At 43.0% G+C, this 23,229-nt stretch carries 24 protein-coding genes; 21 read left to right on the top strand and 3 right to left on the bottom strand.

The genetic code is table 11. From position 1 onward, the window contains the following. Positions 1 to 9 precede the first annotated feature (9 nt). Positions 10 to 852: a pyrroline-5-carboxylate reductase dimerization domain-containing protein gene (locus tag A3M5_RS0111835; RefSeq protein WP_018393992.1), complete on the bottom strand. Its 843-nt coding sequence runs from the start codon at positions 850 to 852 to the stop codon at positions 10 to 12. Positions 853 to 939: 87 nt separating this feature from the next. On the opposite strand from A3M5_RS0111835, the gene A3M5_RS0111830 reads away from it, so the two are divergent. The 3 genes from A3M5_RS0111830 (at position 940) to A3M5_RS22925 (ending at position 4,390) form a co-directional block, all read left to right on the top strand. Further along, a complete protein-coding gene (locus A3M5_RS0111830; protein ID WP_018393991.1) occupies positions 940 to 1,578 on the top strand; it encodes a helix-hairpin-helix domain-containing protein in 639 nt (212 codons plus the stop codon). Between the two features lie 90 nt (positions 1,579 to 1,668). Continuing rightward, positions 1,669 to 2,088: a deoxycytidylate deaminase gene (locus tag A3M5_RS0111825; RefSeq protein WP_018393990.1), complete on the top strand. Its 420-nt coding sequence runs from the start codon at positions 1,669 to 1,671 to the stop codon at positions 2,086 to 2,088. 13 nt (positions 2,089 to 2,101) lie between these two features. Continuing rightward, on the top strand, positions 2,102 to 4,390 hold the full coding sequence (locus tag A3M5_RS22925; RefSeq protein ID WP_018393989.1) for a DNA internalization-related competence protein ComEC/Rec2: 2,289 nt from the start codon (positions 2,102 to 2,104) through the stop codon (positions 4,388 to 4,390). A 42-nt stretch (positions 4,391 to 4,432) separates the two neighbouring features. On the opposite strand, the gene A3M5_RS24780 is transcribed toward A3M5_RS22925, so the two are convergent. Then, positions 4,433 to 4,564: a YqzM family protein gene (locus A3M5_RS24780; protein WP_018393988.1), complete on the bottom strand. Its 132-nt coding sequence runs from the start codon at positions 4,562 to 4,564 to the stop codon at positions 4,433 to 4,435. A 215-nt stretch (positions 4,565 to 4,779) separates the two neighbouring features. Here A3M5_RS24780 and holA point away from each other — a divergent pair, with 215 nt between their 5' ends. Then, complete coding sequence (gene holA, locus A3M5_RS0111810) at positions 4,780 to 5,799, top strand: DNA polymerase III subunit delta (RefSeq protein ID WP_018393987.1); 1,020 nt, start codon at positions 4,780 to 4,782, stop codon at positions 5,797 to 5,799. A 30-nt stretch (positions 5,800 to 5,829) separates the two neighbouring features. Here holA and rpsT read toward each other — a convergent pair whose 3' ends face one another. After that, complete coding sequence (rpsT, locus tag A3M5_RS0111805) at positions 5,830 to 6,084, bottom strand: 30S ribosomal protein S20 (RefSeq protein WP_018393986.1); 255 nt, start codon at positions 6,082 to 6,084, stop codon at positions 5,830 to 5,832. A 181-nt stretch (positions 6,085 to 6,265) separates the two neighbouring features. Here rpsT and gpr point away from each other — a divergent pair, with 181 nt between their 5' ends. From gpr to A3M5_RS0111720, 17 genes are all read left to right on the top strand, one after another. Beyond that, positions 6,266 to 7,267: a GPR endopeptidase gene (gene gpr, locus A3M5_RS0111800; protein ID WP_018393985.1), complete on the top strand. Its 1,002-nt coding sequence runs from the start codon at positions 6,266 to 6,268 to the stop codon at positions 7,265 to 7,267. Continuing rightward, positions 7,224 to 8,411: a stage II sporulation protein P gene (gene spoIIP / locus A3M5_RS22920; RefSeq protein WP_082193908.1), complete on the top strand. Its 1,188-nt coding sequence runs from the start codon at positions 7,224 to 7,226 to the stop codon at positions 8,409 to 8,411. The genes gpr and spoIIP overlap by 44 nt, the downstream gene beginning before the upstream one ends. Positions 8,412 to 8,502: 91 nt before the next feature. Further along, positions 8,503 to 10,332 carry a translation elongation factor 4 gene (lepA, locus tag A3M5_RS0111790; RefSeq protein WP_018393983.1) on the top strand — a complete coding sequence of 610 codons (1,830 nt, stop codon included), beginning with the start codon at positions 8,503 to 8,505 and terminating at the stop codon, positions 10,330 to 10,332. A 59-nt stretch (positions 10,333 to 10,391) separates the two neighbouring features. Next, complete coding sequence (gene hemW, locus A3M5_RS0111785; RefSeq protein WP_018393982.1) at positions 10,392 to 11,528, top strand: radical SAM family heme chaperone HemW; 1,137 nt, start codon at positions 10,392 to 10,394, stop codon at positions 11,526 to 11,528. A gap of 90 nt (positions 11,529 to 11,618) precedes the next feature. Beyond that, the gene (hrcA, locus tag A3M5_RS0111780) at positions 11,619 to 12,653 is read left to right on the top strand and encodes a heat-inducible transcriptional repressor HrcA (RefSeq protein WP_018393981.1); all 1,035 of its coding nucleotides are present in this window, start codon (positions 11,619 to 11,621) and stop codon (positions 12,651 to 12,653) included. A gap of 31 nt (positions 12,654 to 12,684) precedes the next feature. Next, a complete protein-coding gene (gene grpE / locus A3M5_RS0111775) occupies positions 12,685 to 13,269 on the top strand; it encodes a nucleotide exchange factor GrpE (protein WP_018393980.1) in 585 nt (194 codons plus the stop codon). 36 nt (positions 13,270 to 13,305) lie between these two features. Next, on the top strand, positions 13,306 to 15,138 hold the full coding sequence (gene dnaK, locus A3M5_RS0111770) for a molecular chaperone DnaK (protein WP_018393979.1): 1,833 nt from the start codon (positions 13,306 to 13,308) through the stop codon (positions 15,136 to 15,138). 130 nt (positions 15,139 to 15,268) lie between these two features. Further along, entirely contained in the window at positions 15,269 to 16,393 is a 1,125-nt protein-coding gene (gene dnaJ / locus A3M5_RS0111765) for a molecular chaperone DnaJ (RefSeq protein ID WP_018393978.1), read from the top strand. A 23-nt stretch (positions 16,394 to 16,416) separates the two neighbouring features. Next, positions 16,417 to 17,361, top strand: a complete 945-nt coding sequence (gene prmA, locus A3M5_RS0111760) for a 50S ribosomal protein L11 methyltransferase (RefSeq protein ID WP_018393977.1) — start codon at positions 16,417 to 16,419, stop codon at positions 17,359 to 17,361. An 18-nt stretch (positions 17,362 to 17,379) separates the two neighbouring features. Next, positions 17,380 to 18,129 carry a 16S rRNA (uracil(1498)-N(3))-methyltransferase gene (locus A3M5_RS0111755; protein WP_018393976.1) on the top strand — a complete coding sequence of 250 codons (750 nt, stop codon included), beginning with the start codon at positions 17,380 to 17,382 and terminating at the stop codon, positions 18,127 to 18,129. Between the two features lie 5 nt (positions 18,130 to 18,134). Continuing rightward, positions 18,135 to 19,466, top strand: a complete 1,332-nt coding sequence (gene mtaB / locus A3M5_RS0111750) for a tRNA (N(6)-L-threonylcarbamoyladenosine(37)-C(2))-methylthiotransferase MtaB (RefSeq protein ID WP_018393975.1) — start codon at positions 18,135 to 18,137, stop codon at positions 19,464 to 19,466. Positions 19,467 to 19,570: 104 nt separating this feature from the next. After that, a complete protein-coding gene (gene deoC / locus A3M5_RS0111745; RefSeq protein WP_018393974.1) occupies positions 19,571 to 20,254 on the top strand; it encodes a deoxyribose-phosphate aldolase in 684 nt (227 codons plus the stop codon). A gap of 109 nt (positions 20,255 to 20,363) precedes the next feature. After that, positions 20,364 to 20,537, top strand: a complete 174-nt coding sequence (gene rpsU, locus A3M5_RS0111740) for a 30S ribosomal protein S21 (RefSeq protein ID WP_018393973.1) — start codon at positions 20,364 to 20,366, stop codon at positions 20,535 to 20,537. A 14-nt stretch (positions 20,538 to 20,551) separates the two neighbouring features. Further along, on the top strand, positions 20,552 to 21,001 hold the full coding sequence (locus tag A3M5_RS0111735; RefSeq protein WP_018393972.1) for a GatB/YqeY domain-containing protein: 450 nt from the start codon (positions 20,552 to 20,554) through the stop codon (positions 20,999 to 21,001). Positions 21,002 to 21,114: 113 nt separating this feature from the next. Then, positions 21,115 to 21,831, top strand: a complete 717-nt coding sequence (locus A3M5_RS0111730) for an NfeD family protein (RefSeq protein WP_231373237.1) — start codon at positions 21,115 to 21,117, stop codon at positions 21,829 to 21,831. Positions 21,832 to 21,847: 16 nt separating this feature from the next. After that, positions 21,848 to 22,843, top strand: coding sequence for a flotillin-like protein FloA (gene floA / locus A3M5_RS0111725; RefSeq protein WP_018393970.1), 996 nt, complete (start codon positions 21,848 to 21,850; stop codon positions 22,841 to 22,843). Between the two features lie 14 nt (positions 22,844 to 22,857). Next, positions 22,858 to 23,205, top strand: coding sequence for a YqfB family membrane protein (locus A3M5_RS0111720; RefSeq protein WP_018393969.1), 348 nt, complete (start codon positions 22,858 to 22,860; stop codon positions 23,203 to 23,205). Positions 23,206 to 23,229: the final 24 nt, after the last annotated feature.

Below are 23,229 nucleotides of genomic sequence, written 5' to 3'. Positions count from 1 at the left end.
GGACATGAATTAATCTTGTCGAATTGATGTATCAATGCCAAAAGTGGCAGATGCCTCTTTTCTGTCTTCAGCGGCTTTTTGCTGCGTCATTTTGCATAGCGATGAAAACAGGTCGCCCGCAAATTCTTCGATGACCACAATTCCGCGCCCTGTCACACCGCCTTTAGCGGCAGTCCGCTCTGTCAGCATCTCCAATGACCAATTTTTCTTTTTTAACAACTCTCCAAGACCAATCATCATATGCACCGACATTTTTTCTGCCTCTTCATCTGTGAGCCCATATTTCATTGCCTCTTTTGCGTACATGTTTGCCATTTTAGAAAAAAAAGCAGGCCCGCAACCCGTTAAATCAGATGCCGCTCGGATCATCTCATCGTTCGTTTCAAATGAAGCACCAGCTAAATTATTTAATAAACGGATGATTTTTTTCTGCCAGTCTATTCCACACGAGTCGCCAAATGAATAAAGGATGCCACCGGCTGAAACGGTGTTCGTGACAGCAGGAATGACACGTGCACACGCGCAAGGAAGAACGGATTCCATCTGTGCTGTTGAGACCGCACTTGCAGTAGAAATGAGGCAGTGATCTGCTGTGACATATGGAGCAATGGATTCAAGAAGAGGCTTTAAATCCGGCTGGCGAACTGAAATGAATAACAGCTGTGTCTGTTCAGCTACTTGTTTTACGTTTTGGCAAACGTGAATACCTGGAAAAGATTTTTGTAGTCGGTATGCTTTTTCAATTGAACGATTGTACACGTAAAGAGATTCAGGTGGAATGGTATGGGACGTAATGAATGATTCAGTCAGTACTGTACCGATACTCCCTGTTCCGATAATGCCGATGTTCATGACGTAATCTCCTTCCTAGTTCATCTTTTAACTATACGTACGAAAAAAATGATTTATTCCAGTTGAAAAGGAGGATCAAACAAGGAAATGAAGCAGCTTATTCACAAGTACAAAATTCCAGCAGCAGGGGGTCTAGCTGTTTTTATGTTTTGGCTGTACGGTTTAATGGAAGAAGAAACGGTACCTCCTGAGCCTGCGCTAGTTGAAGAAGCACCTGTAGAAGTGGTGCCAGAAGAAATATCAACTGAAGAAGCGGTACCGGTTGAAGTAGCGATTGATGTAAAAGGAGCAGTCACAATGCCTGGCATTTATATGATGACGAGTGATCAAAGGGTGAATGACGCGATTAATAAAGCAGGTGGGTTGACGGAAACAGCGGATGCTGCAGCGGTAAATTTAGCACAAAAAGTGCAGGACGAGATGGTCATTTATGTACCGACAAAAGGGGAAGGTGTGCCGCCAGTCATCGCTTCATCTACCCCGGGAGGAAACGGCGCAGCATCCGCAAAAAGTAGTGAGTCAGCAGAAGGTACTCTCATTAATATTAATGAGGCAGATTCATCCGGTTTACAAAAACTTCCGGGTGTAGGGGAAGCGAAAGCACAAGCCATAATCGATTACAGGGAAACGGAAGGTCCGTTTGCGGCCGCGGAAGAATTGAAAAACGTGTCGGGAATTGGAGACAAAACATTTGAAAAGCTAGAGCCGCTTATTACGGTGCAATAAGCAAACATGAATTTGACGGAACTCCGGATTTGTCGCTAAACTAAAAGCAGAAACCGGTCAAGATCGGAAAAGACAGAAAAGAGGGTTTTTATGGAAAGAAAAAGCTGGGATGAATATTTTTTAACGATTGCAGAGGCCGTTGCCACACGTTCTACGTGCAACCGGTTAAATGTCGGATGCGTCATTGTCAAAGATAAACATATCATATCGACCGGATATAACGGCTCGATTCACGGGCATGAACACTGCGATGAAGCAGGATGCTTATTGTCTGAGCAAGGACGGTGTATCCGCTGCCTGCACGCCGAATTAAATGCGGTGCTGCATGCGGAGCGTGACAAGTTAAAAGGGGCTTCAGCTTATGTTACTCATGAACCTTGTGAGAATTGCGCGAAAACACTTGCGCAGGCTGGTATTGAGCGAATTGTGTACCGGAATGCGTATCCAAACAAATGGAACAGTCATTTTTTAAAAGATATTGACGTTTTACACGTACCTTCGATGAATTGAAAGGATGATGTGAATGACGTTTCTTCGGATCGGTGTGGCAGCGCTTTGTTCGGTTTTATACGCGCTTCATGCACCGGGCTTCATTATCTTTTTTTTCTTTATACTATCCGTTACACTTTGGATCGGAGCGGATCGCCGCGATCGTCTTTTTATGACGGCCGGGCTGCTTCTTTTGTATGGAACCTCTCTGCTTCATGAAGCGCGTCACATATCACAATTTACCGGTGAAGAAGCGGAATGGACTGTTGTTTTTACGGATGATGTACGGATTGACGGCGACCGGTTAAATGCTGGCGTGAAAGATGTACAGACCGGTGAGCCATTCCGTCTTTCCTATCGAATTGAATCGGAAGAAGATAAACAGCATATTGCGGCTGTCCTATCTCCCGGTTTGACATGCCGTATGAAGGCAGAAGCTAAAAAGCCAAATGAAGCACGGAATGCCGGTGAGTTTAATTACCGGGCCTATTTATCCACTAACCATACCTATTTTATTTTAACTCCGGATTCGATCTCCACGGATCAATGTATCATGAATGATTCCATACGTTATGCGCCGGCTAGATGGCGCACTGCCGCACTTGAACGAATTCATAATCAGTTTCCAGAACCACTTAACGCGACCGCTGCTGCGCTTTTATTCGGCGACCGCTTGTCGAGTAGCGAAGATGCCAATGAAGATTACGAACGGCTTGGCATCGTTCATATTTTATCGATTTCGGGCTTGCATGTTACGTTACTGTCAGGAATGCTATTTTACGGGCTTATTCGCATGGGTATTACACGTGAGCGGGCGAGGATGATCATTTTGATGGCATTGCCGCTTTATGCGCTTTTAACCGGAGCCTCGCCGCCTGTCGTTCGCGCCTGCTTTATGACGGGAGCGATTTTAGCTGCGACATCTTCACATGTACGTCTGAAGCCGGCATCAGCGCTTGGAGGGGTGTTTATCGCTATGATAGCGCTGGATCCTTATCAAGTGTTTCAAGTGGGGTTTCAACTATCCTATACGGTTACATGGGCGCTCGTTTTATGCACAGGTGCCATTTTAAAACGGTGCCGGAATGCAGTTGAACTGTCAGTGGCCGTCTCGATTTTGTCACAAATGGCTGCCCTTCCTTTTTTAATTTACCACTTTTCTGAGCTTTCGATTATTGCACCAGCGGCCAACTTATTATTTGTACCGTTTTATTCGTTTGTGATGTTGCCGGCACTTTTTGTTGCATTTGCTCTTTCTTTTCTAATGACTATGCGGATGATAACGGATCCTTTAAATGTGTTGCTGAAAATGATGGATAGCTTGGCCGCGGAAATGGCGGATCTTCCGTTTGCGGTTCTCGTCACCGGACAGCCGGATGTACAATGGACCATGTATACTGCTATTGTAGTTATTGCATCATTTTTATTGTGGGAAAAGATGAATATGGTCCGGTACAGCTTGTTGATTTGTGGCCTGCTCCTTAGTATGGTGATCGGAATGAGCCGATTTTCTTCTGAAGGAGAAGTGACCTTTATTGATGTCGGACAGGGGGACAGTATCTTTATTAAGCTGCCGTATGGAAAAGGCACCTATTTAATTGATACGGGCGGGCGTTTGCCTTTTGAAAAAGAACAGTGGACAGAGCGAACACATGGGTTTTCTGTTGGAAAAGATACCGTTGTGCCTTTTTTAAAACGAAAAGGGGTAACCCGACTGGACAAACTTATTTTAACGCATGCAGATTTCGATCATGCGGGTGCAGCAGCTGAAGTGTTATCAGCGATACCTGCAGATGAGATCATTATTTCACCTGGTTCAGGCAGCGTGGATGTCATGGAATCGATATTGGTGACGATTTCGAATGGAAAGATGAATGTGCGTGAAGGGCTGGAAGGAGAAAGGTGGACGAAAGGAGATGCGGTCTTTCAGTTTTTATCACCTGATGACCGAGAATATGAAGGGAATAACGATTCACTTGTATTGTATGCGGAAATCGGCGGAAAAAAGTGGCTGTTCACGGGTGATTATGAAGAAGCAGGTGAAAAAGAATTTCTGAAAAAATATGATGTCGATGTCGATTGGTTGAAAGTCGGCCATCACGGGAGCCGCTCATCGACATCTGCTCGTTTTGTGGAAGCAATCCGGCCCGAATATGCTGTTATTTCTGCTGGAGTAGATAATCGATATGGACATCCGCATAAAGAAGTGCTTGAAAATTTGTCGAATGCTGGTGTGAAGGTGTTTAGAACGGATCTGCATGGCGGCATTTCGTATATATTTAAAGGGGGCAGGGGAACGATTTCAAGTGCACTTGCGCCATAATAAAAAATCCGCCTGAATGTAGGCGGATTTTCCGTGCGATAATCAGCTAATAAGCTGAATAACAGCGGCAAGGACAAACATTGCAGAGAAGAAGACGAATGAGACAGCAAAGCCTACTCCGGAGTCAACTGCGTCGTTGCGTGTAGATTGTACATTTTTTTCGAATTCGTTCACAATTACCCCTCCTATTTCAATATAAGTATAGACAAATAACTAAGAAAAATCCAGACTCTGTTATGTATTTCAGCAAGTGTAGACAAAAAATGTACACATTTGTCCTGCACCTTGCGAAATAGGTTTTGTTTTTCTAAAATAAAGAAAGATAAAGTGAAAGAAGACTTAGTGGGGATTTGCCCGTTAATGCGGGATAAATGAATGGAGACGAGTGAATGGATGTATTAAAGGAATTGAAAAGCAGCCGGTTTCGTTCATTGTATTTATGGTATGGACCGGAGCAATATTTTATTGAAGAAGCACGAAAGCTATTAATTAAAAATGCGTTGGACAGCGATGATGCAGATTTGAATGCCATCTCATTTGATATGACAGAAGTTCCTATTGATCTGGCCATTGAAGAAGCGGAAACGCTGCCATTTTTAGGAGAACGAAAAGTTGTATTTGTTCAAAATCCGATTTTTTTCACTGCTGAAAAATCCAAAATTGAACATGATTTAAAAAAACTGGAGCACTATTTAAATGATCCGTCTCCGTTTACGATTCTCGTCTTTCAGGCTCGTTTTGAAAAACTGGATGAGCGAAAAAAAATAACGAAATTAATAAAAAAACAGGCAGGTGTGTTAGAAGCAAAGCGGCCGGCAGAACGGGAATTGTCAGGCTGGATTAAAAGCAAAGCTGCTGAAGAAGGAGCCATTATAAATGAGGCTGCCATCAATCAGCTATTAAACATTGCAGGATTTCATTTGTCCGTATTGGCAACGGAGATTTCGAAACTAGCGCTGTATGCAGGTGATGAAGGAGAAATTACAGAAGAAGCCGTCACGAAGTTAACAGCACGAACACTTGAAAGTGATATTTTTCGCCTTGTGGATCAGATTGTATCGGGCAAACTGCAGGAGGCATTTCGTATTTATTATGATTTGATTCGTTTAAATGAAGAGCCGTTGAAAATTTTAGCGGTAATTGCTGGTCAGTTCCGGCTCATTTACCAGGTAAAAGAATTATCAAAAAGAGGGTATGGACAGCAGCAAATTGCTGGTCATTTGAAAGTACATCCATTTCGAGTGAAAATTGCATCTGGACAAAGCCATTCTTTTTCTGAAACGCAGCTTGCATCCATTATACAGTTACTCGCTGAAAGTGATTATGATATGAAAAGCAGTGGAATGGAGAAGAAAATGATTATTGAAATGTTTTTCTTCCGACTGCAGACAATGATGAAAGCAAAATAAAAAAAGTGTCCATGACGGACACCTTTTTTATTAGTTAGCCAATTTCTTCATAAGACGGCTTTTTTGGCGGTTCGCAGCATTTTTGTGGATAAGACCTTTTGCAGCTGCTTTATCAACTTTGCTGACTGCTTCTACAAGCAGTTCTTTTACGTTATCATCGTTATTAGCAACGGCTGTTTCGAACTTTTTCACTGCACTGCGCATTGTAGATTTAGCATGTGCGTTGCGAGCTGTACGAGTTTGAGCCGTTTTTGTGCGTTTGATGGCAGATTTAATATTTGGCATTCCTGTCACCTCCTAAAGTGGATCGAAGTTTTATTCGTACCCGATTATCATTCATTTATTGAAGTAAACAACAAGAGATATTTTAACAAAGGAATGAGAGAATTGCAATAGGAATCATGTGTAAAGGAATAAACTATTACACTCATGGCCATACTGATTTAAAAAAAGAGAGGTGCGCAGTATGGAAGAATGGTCAATAAGAACGGATCTGGCGTTGGAATCAGCACTTATAGCTGAGGAAAAGCATGGCAGCAAATTAGATGGAATTATGTCAAAAGAAGAACAGCGGGAAAATACGCTTGTGACAACCGTAACGATCAATGAAGAAGGAGAGAGAATCACAGGGAAACGGCCGGGGCTTTATATAACCGTCGAATCGGAGGACTTACGCGGTTCTGATTCATCACGTCATGCCGCTATTAGCCGTGTATTGGCTGAGGAAATCAAAGTGTTTATTGAATCTGCGGGGCTGAGCCGGGATGCATCGTGTTTAATTGCGGGTCTTGGAAATGATCACGTCACACCGGATTCACTAGGGCCACGCGTCACTGATCGGCTTATTGTGACAAATCACTTATTTAAACTGCACCCGGAACATGTGCAGGAAGGATACCGCCCGGTCAGTACGATTTCCCCTGGTGTAATGGGCATGACCGGCATCGAAACAGGTGATATTTTGCTTGGACTAATAGAACGTGAAAAACCTGACTTTTTAATTGTCGTCGATGCGCTGGCGTCCCGTTCGATTGAACGCTTAAATGCGACAATACAAATGACAGATTCGGGTATTCAGCCAGGTGCTGGCATTGGCAATAGACGAAAAGAAATTAGCCGCCAAACAGCAGGTATTCCTGTTATTGCGATTGGGATTCCAACTGTTATTGACGCTGCGACAGTCACACGTGACGCAGTTGAACTTGTTATGAAGCATCTTGAAGAGAAAAGTGGACATGATGATGAAAACTGGAAGCAGGCTTTTTTAGGGAATATTGGATTGCTTGATGAAGATGAAAAGCGACAGCTAATCAGTGATGTTCTCACACCAGCAGGGTTAAACATGATTGTCACACCAAAAGAAGCCGATCTATTTATTCATGGAGCGGCGGCTGTTATTGCAAGCGCATTGAACGAAGCGCTCCATGACAGGCCACCAGAAGAAACGCGTTCTTTTTTTGCAGGCTGAAATTCGGTCTGCTTTTTTCTTTTCTGCATATGTATATAGGACAAGACGTGAAAAGGGGTTGGCACGTATCCTTCTGCAAAAAAAATCAAACGCAGCGATCTGGATCGCCCCAGCATGTGCGGCGCTTATTGTGATGCCTTTTTGGACAGCGGGTTTGTTTACTGTAATGCCTTTTTCGTATCATATTTCTTCCGAATCGATGAGCAGGGCGGCGGCGGAACTTCCGGTCTCGTCTTTTTACCGGCTGCTTACATTTGAAAACAAATCATTTAAAACATCAAAGATGGAGCAGGTGGATACGATTCAATGGGTGGATGCGGCTTTTCATGCGGCATCGAGCATTAGCTTGCGTGATCCACGGACGTTTCTTGGAAAAGAACTGCCAGGATTTTCGATTTATGATGGGCATATTTTAATTGCCGGTGAAGGGACAAACTACACGAATATGCCGATAGAATCGGCGGAGCCAGATCCGAAATCAATTTCGCAGCCACCGGTGAAAGAAGGTCCGGGACAGGCGCCAGCTGCATATGAGAAAAAAATACTTCTATATTTTACGCATACGTCTGAAGACTTTAGGCCTGCAAATGGACAAGCTCCCATGCATATTGTTGAAGTGGGGGAAATGATTGCGAAAAAAATAGAAGAGAGAAAAATCGGTGTTTCGGTCAATAAAACGGATATCGGCGCGCTTTTAAATAAAAAAGGAAAGAAATACAGCGCCTCATATGAAGAATCGAGAACGGTTGTCGCTTCTGCACAAAAACAGCTGCCGTCACTTGACTATTTGATTGATATTCACCGTGACTCGCAGCTGAAAGACGTGACAACGGCTACAATTAACGGACAGGCAATGGCGAAAACGGTGTTTATCGTCGGCGGTGAACACCCAGGATATGAAGAGAATGCCCGTTTCGCATCAGCGCTTCATGAATTATTTGAAAAATATTATCCTGGACTGTCGCGCGGTGTCATTGTGAAATCGGGAAGCCAAACGAATGGGAAATTTAATCAAGATTTATCCAAAAGAGCGATGTTGATTGAAATGGGTGGCGTGGAAAATACGCGGGAAGAATTGGAACGAAGTGCGGCGGCATTTGCGGATATTTTATCCCGATTTGTAAAATCGGAACAAAATGAATAAATGTCACGTTCAATGTTCGTTGTCAATTGTATAGTGCGCTGATATAATCACATTAGTATACATGTGCCGATAACAGGAGTGAACTATAACAATGAATGATAACGGAAGATTAGAACGGCAGGAGCGAATCCGCAATTTCTCGATTATTGCCCATATTGATCATGGAAAGTCGACGCTCGCAGACCGTATTTTAGAAAAAACAAATGCGCTCACTGCGCGTGAAATGAAAAGCCAGCTCCTTGATTCAATGGATCTTGAACGGGAACGAGGCATTACAATTAAATTAAATGCTGTCGAGCTTACTTATACAGCAAAAGACGGAATTGAATACATTTTCCATCTTATTGATACGCCAGGACACGTCGACTTCACATACGAAGTATCACGCAGTCTGGCAGCATGTGAAGGAGCGATTCTCGTCGTTGATGCTGCACAGGGCATTGAAGCGCAAACACTTGCGAATGTGTATCTTGCTCTTGACAATAACTTGGAAATTATGACGGTCATTAATAAAATTGATTTGCCAGCAGCAGAGCCCGAGCGCGTGCGCCAGGAAGTGGAAGATGTGATTGGACTAGATGCATCGGATGCAGTGCTCGCATCTGCGAAAGCGGGTATAGGTATTGAAGAAATTTTAGAGCAGGTTGTTGAAAAAGTACCGGCACCAACAGGCGATCCGAGAGCGCCGCTTACAGCGCTTATTTTCGACTCGCTGTACGATCCATACCGCGGTGTTATTGCTTATATTCGCGTGGTCAATGGAACAATTAAAGTCGGTGATAAAATTAAAATGATGGCGACAGGCAAGGAGTTTGACGTCACAGAAATCGGTGTATTCACACCGAAAACGACGCCTCGTGATGAACTGACAGTCGGAGATGTTGGATATTTAGCTGCCGCGATTAAAAATGTCGGTGATACGCAGGTTGGTGATACGATCACATCGGCAAAAAATGGGGCAACTGAAGCACTGGCAGGCTACCGGAAATTAAATCCAATGGTATACTGTGGTCTTTATCCGATTGATGCTTCTAAATACAATGATTTACGTGACGCACTTGAAAAGCTTGAATTAAACGATTCAGCCCTTCAGTATGAACCGGAAACATCACAGGCGCTTGGCTTTGGCTTCCGCTGTGGATTTCTCGGTTTACTTCATATGGAAATTATTCAAGAGCGGATTGAACGTGAATTTAAAATTGATTTGATCACAACAGCACCGAGCGTTATTTATCAGGTGACGATGACAGATGGAGAAGAACTTCGCATTGATAACCCATCTGACATGCCGGATCCGCAAAAAATCGCTCACGTGGAAGAACCATATGTTAAATCATCTATCATAGTCCCTAATGATTTTGTTGGTACCGTGATGGAACTGGCGCAAGGTAAACGTGGTATTTTTATCGATATGCAGTACCTTGATACGAACCGCGTTAGCGTTGTTTATGAAATGCCGCTGTCTGAAATTGTTTATGATTTCTTTGATCAGCTGAAATCAGGCACGAAAGGCTATGCATCATTTGATTATGAGTTAATTGGCTATAAAGAGTCGAAACTTGTAAAAATGGATATTTTACTGAATACGGAAACAGTCGATGCACTCAGTTTTATCGTGCACCGTGATTTTGCATATGAACGAGGAAAAATCATCGTTGAAAAATTAAAGGAACTCATTCCGCGTCAGCAATTTGAAGTGCCTATTCAAGCAGCCATTGGAAATAAAATTGTCGCTCGTTCGACGATTAAAGCTATGCGTAAAAACGTCCTCGCCAAATGTTATGGCGGTGACATTTCCCGGAAACGGAAGCTTCTCGAAAAGCAAAAAGAAGGGAAAAAGCGTATGAAGCAAGTGGGATCGGTTGAAGTGCCTCAAGAAGCATTTATGGCCGTTCTCAAAATGGACGATCAATCGAAATAAAAAGACAAGGTGTCCGTATTTCGGGCACCTTCCTTTATGTACAGAAAGGCGTGAACAGCATGATAAACGCAGCCTATATCCACATTCCATTTTGCCATCACATCTGTCATTACTGTGATTTTAATAAAGTGTTTATGAAAAACCAGCCAGTAGAACAATATTTGCAAAACCTCGATAAAGAAATGAGTATGGGAGAAAATAAGTCTGGGTATAAGTCGATTTTCGTCGGAGGTGGGACGCCAACATCGCTCGATGAAACACAGCTTCAATATTTTGTGGAATCGATCGCACAACAGCTGCCGCTCGCGTCTGGCGGAGAATACACATTTGAAGCGAATCCGGGTGATTTAACACCAGCAAAAATGGGCATTTTAAAGAGGGGCGGTGTAAACCGGCTCAGCATTGGTGTACAGTCATTCAATGACGCTCATTTAAAACGAATTGGGCGGACGCATACAAAAAAAGATGTGTTGCAGACGGTGCGTAATGCGGAAAAAGCAGGCTTCGATAATTTGAGCATTGATTTAATATATGGCTTACCGGAGCAGACGGTGGAAGATGCGATTGACACGACACGTCAAGCACTCGCGCTCGGACTTCCGCATTATTCCGCTTATTCATTGATCATTGAACCAAAGACGGTCTTTTACAATTTAATGAGTAAAGGAAATTTACCTCTGCCAAAAGAAGAAGCAGAAGCAGACATGTATGAAGCTGTTATGCAGCTAATGTCAGCATCCGGGCTTCATCAATATGAAATTAGCAACTTTGCCCGTCCGGGATTTGAAAGCATTCACAATTTAACGTATTGGAACAATGAAGAATATTACGGGTTCGGTGCCGGAGCACACGGGTATGTAAAAGGCGTACGATATGCAAACTATGGTCCATTGAAGAAATATATAGAGCCGCTTGAACGAGGAGAATTGCCGCGTATGAGCAGCCAGCAAACGACAAAACGGGAACAGATGGAAGAAGAAATGTTTCTTGGTCTCCGTAAATTGGCGGGCGTCTCGATTGCTGCTTTTCAGAGGAAATATAATCAAAATCCATTGTCGTTGTTTAAAGGAGCAATCAGCAACATGACAGAACGAAATTTGCTGGAAGTAACAGATGAATCAATTCGTCTGACACATGCGGGGAAATTTCTTGGCAATGAAGTATTTCAATCTTTTTTAATTGAACAGGAAATGTGAGCGTACTCATTGACAGACTATCCGAATTTTGATAATTTAAATGTAGATTTAGCACTCGCATAGAAAGAGTGCTAACAGAGGTGATGAAGCATGTTGACAGATCGCCAACTTTTCATCTTACAAATTATTATTGATGATTTTATTCGTTCCGCCCAGCCGGTCGGATCAAACAACCTTGCAAAAAAAGAGGACGTATCATACAGTCCGGCTACGATTCGGAATGAGATGGCAAATCTTGAAGAAATGGGGTTTTTAGAAAAAACTCATACGTCATCAGGGCGTATCCCATCAGAAAAAGGGTATCGTTATTACGTCGATCATTTGCTCGCACCGGGATCTCTTGCGCGCAGTGAACAAACTGTTATTCATTCTATTTTCACGGATCGGCAAAATGGACTTGAAAAAGCGGTGCAAAATGTCGCAACGATTTTATCGGAGTTGACAAGCTACACATCGATTGTACTCGGTCCAAAATTTAATGATCATAAAGTGAAAAAGTTGCAAATCATTCCAATTGATCGAGAAACAGCTGTCGCTATCATCGTGACCGACACAGGCCATGTTGAAAACCGGCTTTTTTCGCTGCCTGAAAGAATTGAAGCAGCCGATATTGAAAAAATGGTTAATATTTTAAATGACCGCCTAGCAGGTGTGCCACTATTAGAACTTCACGGCAAGCTATACAAAGAAACGGCTGAATTGATGAAGCGCCACCTTCAAAATTATGAAACGGTGCTAAAAATGTTTGCCGAGGCAGCGATCGGCCCAACCACCGGAAAACTGTTTATTGGCGGCAAGACAAATATCTTAAACCAGCCGGAATTCCGGGATGTTGAAAAGGTGAGGCTCGTCATGAATATGATGGAAAAAGAAAGCGACATATACGAACTTGTCCGACCGACAAAAGCAGGCGTCCGTGTGAAAATTGGCACGGAAAACGCGGAACAAGCGATGGAAGACTGTAGTTTAATTACTGCATCATATTCCGTCGGTGATGAGCCAGTTGGAACGATTGCGATTCTCGGTCCGAAACGGATGGAGTATTCACGTGTGATCACACTCGTTGATTTTTTAAGCCATGACATGACGAACGTGTTAACACGTCTGTATAATACGAGCTCGTAGCACGATGAATTTTAGCCTGGAGGTGGAACCAATGGCAGAAGAACAAAAGCCATTGACAGTGGAAGATCCGGTTCAACAAACGGAATCTTCTGTTGAAGAAGAACAAGTAGAAGTAGAAGAAACAGTAGGGGAAGAAATAATAGAAGAAGTAACAGAAGAAGTAACAGAAAGCAAAGAAGAAGTGCTTCAAAAGCAACTTGATGAAGCAGAAGAACGCTATTTGCGCCTTCGTGCTGATTTTGAAAATTTCAGACGGCGTGCTAATCTTGACCGCGAAGCGCAGGAAAAATATCGCGCACAGCGTCTTGTGACGGATCTTTTACCGGTGCTCGATAACTTCGAGCGCGCGTTGCAAGTGACACCGGAGCAAGAAGAAACGAAATCTGTTTTGCAAGGTGTTGAAATGGTGTATAAAACACTTGTAGCTGCCCTTGAAAGTGAAGGCGTGGAGCCGATTGAAGCAGCTGGTCATCCGTTTGATCCGACTATTCATCAAGCGGTTATGACGGAAAGTGATGAAAATGCGGAGCCAAATTCGATTTTGGCCGAGCTTCAAAAAGGATATAAATTGAAAGACCGGGTTATTCGGCCTTCAATGGTAAAAGTAAATCAATAATTATATAAGCAAATGATTTCAGGAGGGAACTTGAAAATGAGTAAAATTATCGGAATTGACCTTGGTACAACAAACTCTTGTGTATCTGTACTCGAAGGCGGAGAAGCAAAAGTTATTCCAAATCCAGAAGGAAATCGCACAACACCATCGGTTGTTTCATTTAAAAATAATGAGCGTCAAGTTGGAGAAGTAGCGAAGCGCCAAGCTATTACAAACCCGAATACAATTATGTCGATTAAACGTCATATGGGTACAAGCCATAAAGAAACAATTGAAGGAAAAGACTACTCACCACAAGAAATTTCAGCGATGATTTTACAAAATTTGAAAGCATATGCAGAAGATTATCTCGGTGAAACAGTCAGTAAAGCAGTCATTACAGTTCCTGCTTACTTCAATGATGCAGAGCGTCAAGCGACAAAAGACGCTGGTAAAATCGCGGGTCTTGAAGTTGAACGTATTATCAATGAACCGACGGCAGCAGCCCTTGCATACGGCATGGATAAAACAGAAGAAGATCAAACAATTCTTGTCTATGACCTTGGCGGCGGTACATTTGATGTTTCGATTCTAGAGCTTGGCGATGGAGTATTTGAAGTACTTTCAACTGCGGGTGATAATCGTCTAGGCGGCGATGATTTTGATGAAGTTGTCATCAATTACCTCGTGCAGGAATTCAAAAAGGAAAATGGCATTGATTTGTCAAAAGATAAAATGGCGATGCAACGTTTGAAAGATGCAGCGGAAAAAGCGAAAAAAGATTTGTCTGGTGTCACATCAACACAAATCTCACTTCCATTTATTACAGCGGGTGAAGCTGGACCGCTTCATTTAGAAACAACATTGTCACGTGCGAAATTTGATGAACTTTCATCAAATCTAGTTGAGCGTACAATGGGCCCTGTCCGGCAAGCTCTTCAAGACGCGGGTAAATCAGCATCCGAACTTGATAAAGTCATTCTCGTTGGTGGTTCAACTCGTATTCCATCTGTACAAGAAGCAATTCGTAAACAAACAGGCAAAGAGCCGCATAAAGGGGTTAACCCGGATGAAGTTGTTGCAATGGGTGCAGCCATTCAAGGCGGTGTATTATCAGGTGATGTAAAAGACGTTGTTCTTCTTGATGTAACACCACTATCACTTGGTATTGAAACGATGGGCGGTGTGTTCACGAAATTGATCGACCGCAATACAACAATTCCTACATCGAAATCGCAAGTGTTCTCAACTGCTGCAGACAACCAGCCAGCTGTTGATATTCATGTACTTCAAGGTGAACGCCCGATGTCTGTAGATAATAAAACACTCGGCCGTTTCCAGTTAACGGACATACCACCGGCACCACGTGGCATTCCGCAAATTGAAGTCACCTTCGATATTGATAAAAATGGTATTGTAAATGTAAAAGCGAAAGATCTAGGTACGCAAAAAGAACAAAACATTACGATCCAGTCTTCTTCAGGTCTTTCTGATGATGAAATCGAACGTATGGTAAAAGAAGCAGAAGAAAATGCTGATGCAGATAAAAAGCTAAAAGAAGAAGCCGAATTGAAAAACGAAGCTGATCAGCTTATTTTCACAACAGAAAATATGGTGAAAGAGCTTGGAGATAAAATAGGTGAGGAAGAACTTCAAAAAGCAACTGAAGCGAAGGAAGCATTGAAAGAAGCTCTTGAGAAAAATGATGTTGAAGATGTTCGTACAAAACGCGATGCTTTGAATGAAATCGTACAGCAATTTTCTATGAAGCTTTATGAAGAAGCAGCGAAGCAAGCCGAAGCACAGCAAGGCGCTGAAGAGACATCGAAAGATGATGGTGTTGTAGACGCTGAATTTGAAGAAGTTGACGATTCAAAAGATAAAAACTAAGTATGTGTTACAAGAAAAAGTCAAAGTCAGCGGTTTTCCGACTTTGGCTTTTTTTGTGAAACAATCTGCCATATTTTCATCGATCTATGTTAAAATAGCGGTTATGTGAATGAAACGGGAGTGAGAAACGATGAGCAAGAGGGATTATTATGATGTGCTCGGAATTGAAAAGAGTGCATCAAAAGACGAAATTAAAAAAGCGTACCGAAAACTATCAAAAAAATTCCATCCAGATATTAATAAAGAACCGGGTGCAGATGAAAAGTTTAAAGAAATTACCGAAGCGTATGAAGTGCTAAGTGATGAATCGAAAAAAGCGCAGTATGATCAATTCGGACATGCTGGACCAAACCAAGGCGGTTTTAACGGTGGTGGTGGATTCAGCGGATTCGGCGGCGGATTTGATGATATTTTTAGCACATTCTTTGGCGGTGGCGGCGGACGTCGGCGTGACCCGAATGCACCAAGGCAAGGTGATGATCTTCAATACACGATGACGGTAACGTTTGAAGAAGCGGTTTTTGGGGTGGAAAAAGATATTACCATTCCAAGAGAAGAAGAATGTACAACGTGTAATGGAAGCGGTGCAAAACCGGGCACATCAAGGGAAACGTGTTCACACTGTGCTGGCGCTGGACAGGTGAATGTGGAACAAAGTACTCCATTTGGCCGTGTTGTGAACCGCCGTACATGTCCTCATTGCAGTGGTACAGGTAAAATTATTAAAGAAAAATGTACAAAATGTGCAGGGAATGGCCGCGTAACGAAAAATAAAAAGATAAACGTAAAAGTGCCGGCAGGTATTGATGAAGGGCAGCAAATTCGTCTGACTGGACAAGGAGAAGCCGGCGTTAACGGTGGACCTGCAGGTGATTTATATATCGTTTTCCGTGTCATGCAGCATGAACTGTTTGAACGGGAAGGCGATGACATTTATTGCGAAATGCCCGTGACATTCGTTCAAGCCTCGCTGGGTGATGAAATTGAAGTACCGACCATTCAAGGCAAGGTGAAATTGAAAATACCGGCTGGTACACAAAGCGGCACGACATTCCGTTTGCGTGGCAAAGGCGTAGCAAATGTGCGTGGATATGGTACAGGTGATCAGCACGTTCACGTGAAAGTCATTACACCGATTAAATTAAGTGAAAAACAAAAACACCTTCTTCGCGAGTTTGCAGAAGTAAGCGGCGAACAGCTGAGCGAAGAAGATGGTTTTTTCGATAAAGTGAAGCGCGCATTAAAGCGTGACTAATTGCATGATAGGAGCTGGCACGAATGAAGTGGTCAGAAATTTGCATTGAAACAGTCAATGATGCAGTGGAGCCGATTTCGAATATTTTACACGAAGCAGGAGCGAGCGGTGTTGTGATTGAAGACCGCGCAGAGCTGGACAAAAAACGGGAAGGCGGTTTATTTGGTGAATTGTACGAGTTGAATCCGGATGACTACCCTGATGAAGGCGTCGCCGTTAAAGCTTATTTACCGGTAAATAGCTTTTTGCAGGAAACGGTGGAGGATATTACAGAAGCGGTGAAAAATCTTACTGTATATCAAATTGACACAGGCAATTTACGTGTGTCGGTCAGTGAAGTGCATGAAGAAGACTGGGCTACAGCGTGGAAGCAGTATTACAATCCTGTCAAAATATCAGAAAAATTTACGATTGTGCCGACATGGGAAGATTACGAGCCATTTTCAACAGATGAATTAATTATTGAACTCGATCCCGGCATGGCGTTCGGAACAGGGACACATCCGACGACTGTTATGTGTTTGCAGGCGCTGGAACGGTATGTGAAGCCTGAAGATCATGTTGTCGATGTCGGCACTGGCTCAGGTGTCCTTGCCATTGGTGCAGCAATGCTCGGTGCAAAACGTGTTACAGCACTCGATCTAGACGAAGTGGCCGTATCGGCTGCACGTCAAAACGTGGCGCTGAATAAAGCAGAAAACGTTATTTCTGTGTCGAAAAATAATTTAATTGATGGTTTGGATGACCAAGCAGATGTTGTCGTAGCGAATATTTTAGCAGAAGTGATTATTTCATTTGTGAAAGATGTGGAATCAATTATGCGTCCGGGTGGTATTTTTATCGCATCCGGTATTATCGGACAGAAAAAAGAAGACGTGAAACAGGCGATGAACGATGCAGGATTGATTATTGAAGAAACAGTCGTTATGGAAGACTGGGTGTGCATCGCAGCGAAAAAAGCAGAATAAAAAAATGAGGTGCAGTCGATGCAGCGATATTTTTTAGACGAAATGCCTAAGGATAATAAAATCACCATTACGGGTGAGGATTTTCACCATATTAGCCGGGTCATGCGGATGGAAGCAGGCAGCTGTATTTATACAGTACATCCCGACGGACGTACGTCTATTTCTACGATTACAGAGATCAAGGAATCAGAAGCAGTCGCAGAAGTGACAGAATGGGTGAAAAGATCAGTCGAATTGCCTGCGGACGTCGTTGTTTCTACCGGTCTTGTGAAAGGCGATAAATTCGATTATATTATACAGAAAGGAACAGAACTCGGCGCTGCCGGGTTTGTTCCGTTTGAAGCAAGTCGTTCTGTCGTCAAGTGGGACCGGAAAAAAGGGGCAAAAAAAACAGAGCGGTGGCAAAAAATTGCTAAAGAAGCAGCGGAACAGTCGCACAGGAGCCGCATTCCATTCGTGTCTGAACCAGTTTCACTTACACAGGTTATTGAAAGTGGAAAAGACTTTGATATGTTGCTATTTGCATTTGAAGAAACGGCTAAAGCAGGTGATATGTCTGTTTTTTATGAGGCAGTCAGCGGGTTATCAGAAGGCAAACGATTGCTGATCGTGACCGGACCTGAAGGCGGATTTTCCGAGAAAGAGGCAGAACAATTAACAAAAGGCGGGTTTACTGCGTGCGCACTCGGACCGAGAATTTTGCGTGCTGAAACAGCGCCATTATATGTATTGTCTGCTGTTTCATTTTATTTAGAATTGAAGAGGTGATTACAATGCCAACAGTGGCATTTCATACGTTAGGCTGTAAAGTAAACCATTATGAGACAGAAGCGATCTGGCAGCTGTTTGAACAAAATGGTTATGAGCGGACTGATTTTGAAAAAACATCAGATGTATATGTGATTAACACGTGTACGGTGACAAATACAGGGGATAAAAAAAGCCGGCAGGTGATTCGCCGTGCGGTGCGTAAAAATCCAGATGCGGTTATTTGTGTAACCGGCTGTTACGCACAGACATCACCGGCTGAAATTATGGCCATTCCAGGTGTTGACGTCGTCGTAGGCACACAGGATCGGATAAAGATGCTCGATTATATCGAGCAATTTAAACAAGAACGACAGCCGATTAATGCAGTTGGCAATATCATGAAAAACCGTGTATATGAAGAGCTTGATGTACCGGCATTTACAGACCGAACACGCGCTTCGCTCAAAATCCAGGAAGGATGCAATAACTTCTGTACGTTTTGCATCATTCCGTGGGCACGCGGCTTAATGCGGTCACGTGATCCAGAAGAAGTCATCCGTCAGGCAAATCAGCTCGTTCAGTCTGGCTATCAAGAGATTGTATTAACGGGTATTCACACGGGCGGTTACGGATCTGATTTTAAAGATTATAATCTAGCTATGCTTTTACGTGATCTTGAAGCGAAAGTGACGGGATTAAAACGAATCCGAATTTCATCTATTGAGGCTAGTCAATTAACAGATGAAGTGATCGATGTCATTGATCAATCAAACATCGTTGTTCGTCATTTACACATTCCAATTCAATCTGGTTCAGACACGGTATTAAAGAGAATGCGCCGCAAATATACGATGGACTTTTTCGCAGATCGTTTAAATCGGTTGAAAAAAGCACTTCCGGGTCTTGCTGTTACATCAGACGTTATCGTTGGTTTTCCAGGTGAGACGGAAGAAGAATTTATGGAAACATACAATTTCATTAAAGAACATCGTTTCTCAGAGTTGCATGTATTTCCATATTCAAAACGGACAGGTACACCGGCAGCGCGTATGGATGATCAAGTCGATGAAGAGATCAAAAGCGAGCGTGTGCATAAATTAATCGCATTATCTGATCAACTGGCGAAAGAATATGCAGCGGAATTTGAAAATGAAGTGCTTGAAGTGATTCCAGAAGAACCATTTACAGAAGGTGGAGAAGGACTTTACAGCGGCTATACTGATAACTATATGAAAGTTGTTTTTCCGGCGACAGAAGAAATGGTCGGCAAAATTGTCAAAGTGAAAATAACGAAAGCAGGCTATCCGTATAACGAAGGACAGTTCGTTCGGGTACTTGATAAGATACACGCGTAAAAGCTGGCAGATTGCCGGCTTTTTTTCGTCAAAATTCTCGCAAGCCTAAGCGCATCGGTGTTATGATATGGAAGTACGGACAACCAATGAAAGGAGGGTTTACTATGATGACAGATACATTCGGAAACATAGCAAAAACCATTGATCATACGTTATTGAAAGCAGATGCCAAAAAAGAAGATATTGAGAAACTTTGCGAAGAAGCAAACCGTCATGGATTTGCTTCTGTATGCATTAATCCAGCGCTTGTCAAGCAGGCATCGGAACTTTTACGCGGTTCGGAAGTAAAAGTATGCACAGTCATTGGATTTCCACTCGGTGCGACGGTGACAGAAGTAAAAGCATTCGAAACAAAAATAGCGATTGATCACGGTGCGACAGAAGTCGATATGGTCATTAATATCGGCGCTTTAAAAGACGGTGATTTTGACGCAGTGGAAAAAGATATTCGTGCGGTTGTTGCATCTGCACAAGGAAAAGCGCTTGTTAAAGTTATTATTGAAACGAGCCTTCTTACTGATAAAGAAAAGAAAAAAGCATGTGAACTTGCTGTATCAGCAGGTGCTGATTATGTGAAAACATCGACAGGTTTTTCTGCCGGCGGTGCGACAGAAGCTGATGTTACATTAATGCGCCAAACAGTCGGACCTAAAATAGGTGTAAAAGCATCAGGAGGCGTTCGTTCGCAGCAAGATGCGATGACGATGATTAAAGCGGGTGCAACACGGATTGGTGCAAGCTCAAGTATCAGTATTGTAACCGGTGTAGAAGGCGACAGCACCTATTAATTGTGCAACTTTTGTAAAGAAAGTTTCTTGACCGTGTCAAAACGTTGTATTATAATAGTTCAGTACATGGAATTTCCATCGTAATGTGTTCGGAGGGAGGGAAAAAGAAATGTCAAAAACTGTTGTTCGCAAAAACGAATCGCTTGAGGATGCTCTGCGCCGTTTCAAAAAAACTGTTTCCAAGACAGGCACCCTGCAGGAATACAGAAAACGCGAATTTTATGAAAAACCAAGTGTGAAACGCAAAAAGAAATCAGAAGCAGCTCGTAAACGTAAGTTCTAAGAGGAGGTTTTAGTATGAGTCTTCTCGGACGTCTTAATGACGAGATGAAGCAAGCGATGAAGAGCAAAGAGAAAGAAAAACTGACAGTCATCCGTATGCTTAAAGCAGCATTGCAAAATGAAGGCATTAAGGCGGGCGGCCGCGACCTGACGGAAGAGGAAGAACTGACAGTCCTTTCTCGCGAAGTGAAACAGCGCAAAGACTCCCTCCACGAGTTTGAAAAAGCCGGCCGCGAGGATCTTGTGGCCAAAATTCAGACTGAACTGACTTACGTGAACGAATATATGCCTGAACAGCTTTCGGAAGAAGAAGTTTCAGCCATTGTCGACGCGGCAATCGCTGAAACGGGTGCTTCCGCAAAAGTAGATATGGGGAAAGTAATGGCCACTCTTATGCCGAAAGTAAAAGGCAAAGCAGATGGGTCATTAGTGAACCGTCTCGTACAGCAAAAGCTGTCGAAATGAAAAGAACTGCCGTCCATTAGGACTGTAGTTCTTTTTTTATTCATTATTTCCTTTTTTCTGAAACTTTTTACATACTGAATCCGTATAAATGAAAAAGACCCGGCAGAAAGGCGGTGAGATACATTCGATATGTACAATGGAGTGCCGTACTTGTAGCAGTTTCATTGCTTACGGCGTATGATGGCGGCGGATCATTCGTTCGATTTGCAACTAATCCTGTTGTTGTCGTAGTCCTGTTATCGATTATGCTGACTGGGTTTATACTGGAATTATTTACACCCGGATTCGGGATTCCCGGCGCAGCGGGCACACTGGCATTGCTGATATTTACAGCAGGTCACGTTATGTCAGGAGAGGCCGGTATTTTGACAGTGCTGCTTATTGTTTTTGGTGTTCTGTTTATTCTGGCAGAAGTTATTTTGCCAGGCGGAGTCGTGGGCTTGATTGGTTTTAGCCTATTTTCTGCAGGCGTTCTATTTGCCGGAGCAAGCTTGCTTTGGATGGCGATTTCGTTAATAATCGCGTTTTCTATTGCGACAGCAGCATTGATATTAATGATAAAGGTGTTGGGAAAAGAAATGAAATTTTTCAAAAAGTTCATTTTAAGCGACTCAACCGATACAGAGCACGGCTATGTATCGAATGAAAATCGCACAGATTTAATTGGGAAAATTGGCACGACAAAAACACCGTTGCGTCCGTCTGGTACAGTCGTCATTGACGGCGAGCGGATTGACGCCGTAGCAGAAGGCGTCTTCATTATGGCCGGTAAAGAAGTAGCCATTGTGAAAACAGAAGGCGCACGAATTGTTGTAAGAGAAATCGAATAAAAGGAGGAATTTTATTATGGTAATCAGCAGTACAATTATACTTCTCATTGCGATTGCGGCAGCAATTATATTACTTAGTGTTTTGCTTACATTTGTCCCGGTCATGCTCTGGGTATCGGCACTTGCTGCCGGCGTAAAAATTAGTATTTTTACGCTTGTCGGAATGCGCTTGCGCCGGGTTATCCCGAGCCGTGTCGTGAATCCGCTCATTAAAGCATCAAAAGCAGGACTAAATGTATCAATCAATCAGCTTGAAAGTCATTATTTAGCAGGTGGTAATGTTGATCGTGTCGTCAATGCCCTCATTGCTGCGCATCGTGCGAATATTGATTTAACGTTTGAACGGGCAGCCGCGATTGACCTTGCGGGCCGTGACGTACTTGAAGCTGTTCAAATGAGTGTTAACCCTAAAGTAATTGAAACACCCTTTATTGCTGGTGTTGCGATGAACGGAATCGAAGTAAAAGCGAAAGCACGTATTACGGTACGTGCGAACATCGACCGTCTCGTCGGTGGTGCTGGTGAAGAAACGATTGTTGCCCGTGTTGGCGAAGGAATTATCTCTACAATTGGTTCAAGTGATCACCATAAAAAAGTACTAGAAAATCCGGATATGATTTCTCAGACTGTCTTGAACAAAGGATTGGACTCAGGTACAGCATTTGAAATTCTTTCGATCGATATTGCGGATGTTGATATCGGTAAAAATATTGGCGCTGAACTTCAGACCGAACAGGCAGAAGCGGATAAAAATATTGCACAGGCGAAAGCGGAAGAACGCCGAGCGATGGCTGTTGCGAACGAACAGGAAATGATTGCACGCGTGCAGGAAATGCGTGCGAAAGTCGTTGAGGCGGAAGCAGATGTTCCACGTGCAATGGGAGAAGCGCTTCGTTCGGGCAATATCGGCGTTATGGATTACTTGAATATCCAAAATCTCACTGCTGATACCGACATGCGAGGTGCGATTGGTGATATGACAGGAAAGAAAAAAGAAAATGACGGCAAATAAAGGAGGTCATCCGAGTGGAAGGACTCATCTTTGTCATCATTGCCGGCTTGATCTCGATGTTTTTCAATAAGGATAAAAACAAAGACGAACAAAAAACAGCCCGTAAAAAAGTAGAACAACAAGCAAAAAGAGTAGCGAAACAGGCGGATCAAAAAGCGATGGAAGCTCCTGTGCAAAATCCTATATCAACACCTGCCCCTGTTCAAAAGCCCGTTCAAAAACGAGAAACAAGACAGTCAAGGCCAATCAAACCGGTGTCACAGCCTGTGAAGGGTGTCGAAAAATGGTCAGAACAAGACTTTTTAAAAGGCATTATTTTGTCCGAAGTGCTCGGTCCGCCAAAATCAAAACGTAAAAAGTGATGAATGCCTCTTTCTTTTCATAAA

Origin of the sequence: Bacillus sp. 37MA, assembly GCF_000372765.1 — a bacterium.
Lineage (GTDB): Bacteria > Bacillota > Bacilli > Bacillales > Domibacillaceae > Domibacillus > Domibacillus aminovorans.
This window is presented reverse-complemented; position numbering and strand designations above follow the sequence as displayed.